Here is a 6,979-nt window from a genome sequence, read left to right as displayed (position 1 = left end):
CGTACAAACAGATCGTCTGTGCGGCCATGCGCAAGCTGCTGCACCTGGTGTATGGCGTGGTGAAATCCGACAAACCATTCGACCCTCAGATCGCACTTGCGATGTGAGGATCAAGACGGTATCTACAAAAGAACGGTAGCATCCTGGCAAATCAGTGCTGCGGTCCATCTGTAGGACCGGCCACGATCGGCCCCGCAGGGGCCGTAGAATCAGCCATTCAACCCCTCCAGCCATACGTGGGCTTGCAAGCCCCATGGATACGGCGGTCTCAGCACATCCTGTGGGAGCCGGCTTGCCGGCGATGGCGCCGGGCCACGCGCCACGCGCCACGCGCCACACAGGGTGAAGACTTCATGCGCCCCACACCGCACTTTTCACGACCTCGACGGTCTACCGACTCTTGCCTGTGGCCATCGTGCACGTCAGTCCGGGCCAAACGCAAACGGCTTGTGTAGGATGGTCCCGCAGCCTCGGGCCGCTGCCAGTCATAGGGAGATCTTCATGCGCGTGTTGTCATCCGCTGCCGCCTTGGCGCTCACGGCCCTGAGCCTGATGCCCTGTGCGCCGGCCCATGCCCTGAGCGGCGAGGAAACGCAGCTGATCGATTCGATCAACCACTACCGCAGCCAGACCCAGGCCTGCGGTGGCGAAGCCTCCCTGGAGCTGGCGCCGCTCAACAGCGACACGCGCCTGGCGCTGTCCCCGGAGGGCACGCGCGACCTGCAGCAGGCCATGACCCAGGCGGCCTACCCCATGGTCAATGTCCAGGCCATCAGCCTGTCCGGCCCCCGCAATGCCCAGGCGGCGATGCAGGTGATCGAGGAAAGCTTCTGCCAGGTCGTGCTCGACCCGCAATTCGTCGACATCGGCGTCAGCCAGGAGGGCCGCGACTGGCGCATCGTCCTGGCCCGCCCGCTGCTCAGTGGGCGCCTGGGCGATTGGCAGGTCGAAGGCCAGAAGCTGCTTCAGGAGATCAACGCCGCGCGCAGCCTGCCACGTCAGTGCGGCGGGCAACCCTTCGCCCAGGCCGGCGCCCTCACCTGGAGCACCACCCTGGCAGGGGTGGCCGCCACCCATACCCGCGCCATGGCCAATCAGAACTACTTCGACCACATCGACAAGGAAGGCCGCACGCCAGGTGACCGTGCCGAGCTGGCCGGCTATCTGTACCAGCAGATCGGCGAGAACATCGCCGCCGGCCGCGACACGCCGCGCAAGGTGGTCGATGGCTGGCTGGCCAGCCCTGGGCATTGCGCGACCTTGATGAACCCGGACTTCACCGAATTGGGGGCCGCCTATGCCGTGGACCCCAAGAGCGATGCCGGCATCTACTGGACCGGCCTGTTCGGTACGCCACAGTGACGCAAGCGCGATCGCAGCGCCGGGTCACTCAATAGTCGAAACGGTCCACCGCGCGCCGACGCTCGTTGTCGTCACGCCGATCATAGCTGGCGGTGGTCTGGATGTTGGCGTGGTGCGCGAGCTTCTGAGCGATCGACAGGTCGTGTTCTTCGATCACCCGGGTGATGAAGGCACGTCGGAAGTCATGGGGCATGATCTTGATACCGACCTGGGCGCCCCGCTGACGGGCGATGTAGTAGATGGCATGCTTGGTGATGCGCGCACGGGTGATGTGGTTGCCCCGACGAATGCGGTTGAACAGGAAGCTGTCGTCCTCCACGCCAGGGGGTAATGCGTCGCGACGCAAGCTCAGCCAGGCCTGGAGTCGCTCGAAGACCCAAGGCGGCGCGTACTTGATCAGCTGACGGTTACCCTTGCCCAGCACCTGCACGCTGCGTTCCTCGAAATCCACCTGACCCAGGTCGATGTCCACCGACTCCGATTTGCGCATGCCCGTGCCGTACAGCAACGCGATGATCGCGGCATCACGAATGCCTTGCGGCCTGGGGTCGGCAGCGCAGACGTCCATCAGCTCGCGGATCAGGCTGCGGCGCAAGTTGCGCCCAGGGGGCAGTCGGCTGCCTGCGGCCGGCTTGACCTCACGGATCTTGAGCAACCGGTCATGGGAGATCAGCTCCAGGCGCCAGGCTTCGTTCATCACGCCGCGCACGGCGTTGACGTAGAGCGACGAGGTGTTGGGCGCGAACCCATCGGCGCGCAAGGCGGCCACCAGCCCGATCACGTGCCCGGCCTCGAGCTGGTGCCAGGGCACGTCGAGGACGTCGCAATCGTCGAACCCCAGGCGGTCAGCGACGTCCTGCAGGACGTAGCGCATGGTCAGTTGACTGGACGGGGCCAGACGCGCGAGGTAGTGCGACAGCGGGTTGAGCGGAAGACTGGGCAAAACGAGGTCCTGTGCACGCGGGATGAACGCTTGGAAATCGGCTCCACCCGCCAGCGCCTCGGCGCGGAGCCACACGGGATGGTAACCCATTCGACATCCGCAGACGATCCGCAGGTTCGCCGGGTTCGTTGCGCCCCTGTGCTGACCGCCGGTCGGAAAGTCATCGTCCCCGCTCATGCCGCCATCGGCTTTTGCCAGCCCAGGACCTGCGTGCTAGACGTCTGCACGCGCGGTGCAGCGCTTCGTCATGCGCCCTGAAGCACGCGCGTCGCCCCAACGTTCACGCGTCTGTCACGATCGGTACCGGAACATGGGCCTCCAGGTGCTATCGTTACTCTTCGCGCAGACCGAGGATCGGTAGCGCCATCGCCGTGTTCGACTTCGTGGACAAGGAGGCTGGCCGTGAACAAGATGACGTTTCCCAACGCGTGCCAAGTGATGCGCTGGCACTTCCACCCCTTGGGCTTCGAAGCCACCATGGATGCCCCCCGCAGCCTGATCGTGCGCGTCTTCGACCGGTCCAGCGGTGAAACGCTGCTGGCAGTCGCAGGTATCCCTTGCACGGCGATCATGGCCGCTGCCGATGTCGAGCGCATCATCGAAGCGGTGGAGGCGGAGCTGGAAGCCTTCGTGCCCTACTGCACCTTGCGCCACGCCGGCTAGCGCACCACTGGCAGCGGGCGCTGGGCGACCTGCGCTGCGTCGTCCAGCATGACCGGCATCACCTCGCGCACGACGCTGGCCGGCAACGCCTCGGCCGGAACCGGTCGCCCCAGCAGATACCCTTGCAACGCATCGCAGCCCAAGCGCGTGAGAAACGCTCGCTGGGCTTCGGTTTCCACACCCTCGGCGACGATGCGCAGGCCCAAGGCCTGCCCCAGGGCGACGATGGCCGAGATGATCGCGGCATCGTCGCTGTCGTGCTCCAGGTCACGCACGAAGCCGCGGTCGATCTTCAGCTCGTTGGCGGGCAGGCGCTTGAGGTACATCAGGCTCGAATAGCCGGTGCCGAAGTCGTCGATGGACAGGTCCACGCCCATCTCGGCGAGCCTGCCGAGCACCACCAGGCTCGCATCCACATCGTGCATGGCCGTGGTCTCGGTGATCTCCAGGGTCAGGCAATTGGCAGGCAGCCGGTTCTGAACCAGGGCACGCTCCACACTGCCGAGCAGACCAGGATGACAGAACTGGATCGCCGACAGGTTGACCGCGATGCGCCAGCCTTCGAACCCGATGTCCATCCAGGCGCGCATCTGCCGGCAGGCTTCGTTCAGCACCCAGACGCCGATGGGCACGATCAGCCCGGTCTTCTCGGCCAGGCCCACGAAGCGGTCTGGTGACAACAGCCCATGCTCCGGGTGTTGCCAGCGCAGCAGGGCCTCGGCGCCGATCGCCACGCCGGTGGCCGCCTCGAACTTGGGCTGGTAATGCAGGCGGAACTGGTCTTGCTCCAAGGCCACGCGCAAGTCCTGGATCAGCTGGACCTGCAGGCGCGCATTGCTGTTCATCGACGCATCGAAGAACCGGTAGCCGTTCTTGCCGTTGCCCTTGGCGTGGTACATGGCCGCATCGGCATTGCGCAACAGCTCGTGCGCGTCCTGACCGTTACCTGGGTACACCACGATGCCCAGGCTGGCGGACATGACCAGGCGCTGGTCGAGCATGTCGAACGGGCGCGAGACCAGTTCCACCTGAAGCGCGGCCAGGTCCAGCGCATCGTCCGGGCCTTGCAGCTGTGCCAACAGCACGAACTCGTCACCGCCGATGCGCGCCAGGGTGTCGCGCGCTTGCAGAGCGGCCCGCAACCGCGCGGCCACGGCCTTGAGCACCTGATCGCCCAGGTGATGGCCATAGGCATCGTTGATCGGCTTGAAACCGTCCAGGTCGATGAACATCAGCGCAAAACACCCGCCCTGTGCATCGGCCCGCTCGATCGCCTGGTCGATGCGTTCCATCAGCAGCGCCCGGTTGGGCAGGCCGGTCAGGGCATCATGCAGGCTCAACTCGACAAGCTCCTGATTGACCCGCTTCAGCGAGCCCGCCAGTTGCGCAGTGCGCACCTGCATGCGCGCATCCAGCACCGAGGTCAACAAGGCGACGGCCATCACTGCCAAGGTGGTCACCAGCACCGTGTAGTACAGCCCCGAACCACTCAAGCCACTGGCGATCGCGGCGCACACGCTGCCTTCGGGGAAGTTGGCCGCGGCCATGCCGGTGTAGTGCATGCCGACGATCGCCCCCCCCATCAACACGGCCGCCGCGGCACGGATCGGCCGCACGTAGGGCGTGTGCTGGCGCAGCCGAAAGGCGATCCACAACCCGGCCGCCGAGGCGCCGACGGCGATGGCCAGCGACGCCATGAACAAGGTCGGATCGTAGTCGATGCCCGGCTGCATGCGCAGTGCGGCCATACCGGTGTAGTGCATGCTGCTGATGCCGCTGCCCATGATCATCGAGCCTAGCCCCAGTTGTGGCAGCGGCAGCCGTGGCTGGCTGGCCAGCCACAGGGCGAAGCCCGACGACAGGACGGCGATCAGCAGCGAAAGCGCGGTCAGCCCCACGTCGTAGCCCAGCTCGATCGGCAGACGAAACGCCAGCATGCCGATGAAGTGCATGGACCAGATACCCACGCCCATCGCCAGGGCGCCGCCGCCCATCCAGACATAGGCGACACGCCCGCGCGCGGTGGCGATTCGGCCACTCAGGTCAAGTGCGGTGTACGACGCCAGGATCGCCACGCCCAGCGAGATGGCGACCAGTGAGAACGAATAGGTACTTGTGAGCATGCCAAGATCCACGAACGAAGGGCGCGCCATGGTTCCCTGGCTGGCCTGATGAGCAATCAGTGTACTCAGCCATTGATGAAACGCACGATGATTTAGATGAATGATGTCATAGTGCCTGCCAATGGATGATGAACGGTGCGTTTGACCGCGTCTCATGCCGTCGACGCCTGCCCTGTGCCTGCTCGACCAATGGCCCATTCGACCTGAACCGGTTAAGGTAGCGCCCTCACTCCCCGCTTTCCGAGGCCAGGTTTGCCGAACGTCAAGCGAGCCCCCCGTCTAACGCTGCGCACACTGATACTGTCGCTTTCCGCGCTGACGGTGCTGGTCATGCTCTGCACCAGTTATTTCGCCAGCTACCGTGTGCAGCGCCAGTTGCTGATCGATCATGCGTTGGAGTCCAACCGGGTGTATGCGGCAAAGCTGGCGTCGACCACCGAGGCCTTCATCGCCAGCGCGCTCAAGCAACTGGCCGTCAGCGCCAGCGTCCAGGCGCGCCACATGGGCGACGACCAGGCCCTGGCTGCCGAAGTCGACCGCCTGTTGCGTCAGAGCAGCGCATTCAACTCCACCTTTGCCGTCGATGCACGCGGCGTCATGCGGGCCATCTCGCCAGCTACCCTGCACTCTGCGGTTGGTCGGCAGCTGCGAACACCTGGCGCACGCGAGGCCTTGCACGAACGTCGGCCGATCATCTCCACGCCCTATCTGTCGGTGGCCAACAACCTTGTCGTGGTGCTGTCGCAACCGATCTATGGCGCCGATGGCCAGTACCTGGGCTATGTCGGCGGCAGCCTGCACCTGCACCAATCCAACCTCTTCAGCACGCTGCTGGGCGAGCACTTCTACAAGGACGGCTCCTACCTCTACGTGGTCGACCGCCACTTGCGTCTGCTGTATCACCCCGATCCGGCGCGGGTGGGCACTCAGGTCAAGGGCAATGTCATGCTCGATGAACTGGCCGAGCACACCAGCGGCACGCGCAGCCTGATCAACAGTCAAGGCGTGCCCATGCTCGCCGGTTTCGCTACCGTGCCCAGTACCGGTTGGGGGATCGTCGCGCAGCAGCCACAGGCCATGACCTTGGCCCCGCTGCAAGGCCTGGTGCTGAGCATGCTCGAGCTGTCGGCGCCGTTGGTGCTGCTGGGGATCGCGCTGTTGTGGTGGCTGGCGCTGGTCATTGCCCGGCCCTTGTGGCAACTGGCGGCCGGCGCACGGCAGATGGACCATGCCGACACCCGTGAGCGCCTGCAGCGTGTGCGGGCCTGGTACTTCGAGGCCGAGGAACTCAAGCGCGCCCTGCTGTTCGGGCTCAACCTGCTGCATGAACGCATCGGCCGGCTGAACCGCGATGCACAGACCGACCCGTTGACCGGCCTGGTCAACCGCCGCGGGCTGGAGCAGGCGCTGGCCGTGCTCGACGCCGAGCGCCGAGGGTTCTCGGTGATCGTGCTGGACGTCGACCACTTCAAGCGGGTCAACGACACCCAGGGTCACGAGGTCGGCGACCAGGTGCTGCGGCAACTGGCCGACTTGATGCGCGCCGGGTGTCGCGAAGGTGACCTGCTGTGCCGCACCGGGGGCGAGGAGTTCCTCATGCTGCTGCCGAGCGCCAGCCAGGCCGTGGCGCTGGCGGTCGCCGAGCGCCTGCGCCTGTGCGTGGCAAGCACGCTGATCGAGCCGATCGGCACGGTCACGGTATCGCTGGGTGTGGCGCACTGGCACCCCGATGGCCCACTGACCCCAGTGGACGTGCTGAGCCAGGCGGACCGCGCCCTCTACATGGCCAAGCGCGGCGGACGCAACCAGGTGGTGAGTGGCGACGACCTGCCTCGACATGACCCGACGGATGCATCGGTCGAACCCGAAGGAGCGTAAGCGCTGCCGG

The 6,979-nt window shown here is 65.6% G+C and carries 5 protein-coding genes; 3 read left to right on the top strand and 2 right to left on the bottom strand.

The features are described 5' to 3' along the window. The first annotated feature begins 501 nt into the window (after positions 1–501). Complete coding sequence (locus tag G7Z99_RS17965; protein WP_181096169.1) at positions 502–1,362, top strand: CAP domain-containing protein; 861 nt, start codon at positions 502–504, stop codon at positions 1,360–1,362. Between the two features lie 28 nt (positions 1,363–1,390). Here G7Z99_RS17965 and G7Z99_RS17960 read toward each other — a convergent pair whose 3' ends face one another. Further along, complete coding sequence (locus G7Z99_RS17960; RefSeq protein WP_258197080.1) at positions 1,391–2,236, bottom strand: site-specific integrase; 846 nt, start codon at positions 2,234–2,236, stop codon at positions 1,391–1,393. Positions 2,237–2,707: 471 nt separating this feature from the next. Between G7Z99_RS17960 and G7Z99_RS17955 the strand changes: the two genes are divergently transcribed. Beyond that, on the top strand, positions 2,708–2,968 hold the full coding sequence (locus G7Z99_RS17955) for a DUF1652 domain-containing protein (RefSeq protein ID WP_181096165.1): 261 nt from the start codon (positions 2,708–2,710) through the stop codon (positions 2,966–2,968). Here the strand turns inward: G7Z99_RS17955 and G7Z99_RS17950 are convergent. After that, the gene (locus G7Z99_RS17950; protein ID WP_181096163.1) at positions 2,965–5,091 is read right to left on the bottom strand and encodes a putative bifunctional diguanylate cyclase/phosphodiesterase; all 2,127 of its coding nucleotides are present in this window, start codon (positions 5,089–5,091) and stop codon (positions 2,965–2,967) included. The two genes, G7Z99_RS17955 and G7Z99_RS17950, sit on opposite strands and share 4 nt — an antisense overlap. A gap of 330 nt (positions 5,092–5,421) precedes the next feature. Between G7Z99_RS17950 and G7Z99_RS17945 the strand changes: the two genes are divergently transcribed. Continuing rightward, positions 5,422–6,969, top strand: a complete 1,548-nt coding sequence (locus G7Z99_RS17945) for a sensor domain-containing diguanylate cyclase (protein ID WP_375139169.1) — start codon at positions 5,422–5,424, stop codon at positions 6,967–6,969. Positions 6,970–6,979 lie beyond the last annotated feature (10 nt).

The sequence above is a fragment of the Pseudomonas entomophila genome, from assembly GCF_013523165.1.
GTDB classification, from domain to species: domain Bacteria; phylum Pseudomonadota; class Gammaproteobacteria; order Pseudomonadales; family Pseudomonadaceae; genus Aquipseudomonas; species Aquipseudomonas entomophila_A.
This window is presented reverse-complemented; position numbering and strand designations above follow the sequence as displayed.

Coding starts and splice junctions, on each gene's coding strand:
- G7Z99_RS17965 (WP_181096169.1), top strand. CDS start 502: ATGCGCGTGTTGTCATCCGCTGCCGCCTTGGCGCTCACGGCCCTGAGC.
- G7Z99_RS17960 (WP_258197080.1), bottom strand. CDS start 2,236: ATGCGCTACGTCCTGCAGGACGTCGCTGACCGCCTGGGGTTCGACGAT.
- G7Z99_RS17950 (WP_181096163.1), bottom strand. CDS start 5,091: ATGCTCACAAGTACCTATTCGTTCTCACTGGTCGCCATCTCGCTGGGC.
- G7Z99_RS17945 (WP_375139169.1), top strand. CDS start 5,422: ATGCTCTGCACCAGTTATTTCGCCAGCTACCGTGTGCAGCGCCAGTTG.